Here is a 1,470-nt window from a genome sequence, read left to right as displayed (position 1 = left end):
GGTATATTTTCATAAATTTCTTCTGATTGTGAATTCATAATTATTTACTTCACTCCTTTGTTAAATTAATAAATTATTCAAATTTTAATTACTATGGTTCTTTTATGTAAGGTAAATAATAACAAGGTAATTACATAAAAGAACCGCTCTTTTTTTCACCCAAAACTCCTGAATATTTTTATGTATTTATTTAACTTATTATGCAAAAATATACTTATACATATTTTATAGAAAGGGTGAATATGCGTGCATACCAACCTACATTTACAACCAGTTGCAACTCAATATGATCGCTATCAAGAAGCCTTGAAGCAAATTGAAGAAAAGATTAAAAATCGAGCAAAAGACTTTGAAATACTTCTGTATGAATCTGAAGTTATTATAGAGTTCTACAGTAAAAAGAAATTACCATTCCCATTACCTGATAGTGATATCCAACTTTTCAATGGTCCAATACTAGCGATTAAAAAGGATATTCTTTATTATTGGGATATCAAAACACAACAGGTTCATAAAACCGATCAGATTACTGATTTAGAAAAAACCGAAGCTACACCGACCTCTTTTGAAGATTTAGCAAGAGAAGGCTTATATAAAGAAGCACGCCAAAATTTAAAATATCTTTATACTTGGCTAGACGAAGAAACTGAAAAGTTGTATGAACAATTAGATCGCATTTAGAGCCCAAAATAGGGCTTTTTTTATATTCTTTTTGCAAACTCTGATAATAAAGAATTACGCGTCTATGCACACCTTTTAAAAGAACGTTTGTTCTTATTCAAAAAAATAAAAAGCCTCCTCATCGGAAGCTTCTAAATTCTTTAAAATTAACATAATTAAATGCTGATCTTACAATCATTACTACATTATTTACAAATTTAACTGTAACAACTCAATTCGTCATATAATACAACTCAAAAATATAATTCTTATCGTATCGGAGAAATACAACCTATTTCGTGTAGATGCAGCTACTCCAGATCCAATCTACATATGAAATCCCTTATTATCTGTTAATAGCCCCCACATTCAATATCCCCAATTATTTTATGCTTACATTATGTATAGGGATTGAAAAGCCAAAAGGTAAACCTAACTTTCAAAAGAAAATACTTATTAATCATAAAAATAACAAAATATTGATTTTATTCTGGCAGAAATACTATTCTTTGTCCTCTAAAACTTTATATTTTTCCTTATCTTTTTTAAATTCAAACTCAACCATTGAATACATATAGCCCACCATACTTGCTACGAATATTGCTGGAATAAAAAAGTCCAATTTAAGTTGGATTGATTTTAAATTTAACAGACCATCACTAGCACTTAAAAAAGCAGATGTTAAAGAACAAGAAATTAAAAGGAATGTACCAGCAAAACACAAAGTTTTACCTCTCCAACTATCAATAAAAACAAATGCTAAAGCTGCAATCCCCACAGACACAGTAGCCAAAATACCACTTAATAAAG

The 1,470-nt window shown here is 29.0% G+C and carries 2 protein-coding genes; one reads left to right on the top strand and one right to left on the bottom strand.

Annotated elements, in window-relative coordinates:
* The first annotated feature begins 246 nt into the window (after window positions 1-246).
* Window positions 247-681, top strand: a complete 435-nt coding sequence (locus QI30_RS18810) for a hypothetical protein (protein WP_126992077.1) — start codon at window positions 247-249, stop codon at window positions 679-681.
* Between the two features lie 481 nt (window positions 682-1,162).
* Here the strand turns inward: QI30_RS18810 and QI30_RS20590 are convergent.
* Window positions 1,163-1,470, bottom strand: a 308-nt coding sequence (locus QI30_RS20590) for a hypothetical protein (protein WP_158621077.1), incomplete at its 5' end; no start/stop codon positions are given.

Origin of the sequence: Candidatus Kurthia intestinigallinarum (assembly GCF_003991225.1) — a bacterium.
In the GTDB taxonomy this organism is placed as follows: domain Bacteria; phylum Bacillota; class Bacilli; order Bacillales_A; family Planococcaceae; genus Kurthia; species Kurthia populi.
This window is presented reverse-complemented; position numbering and strand designations above follow the sequence as displayed.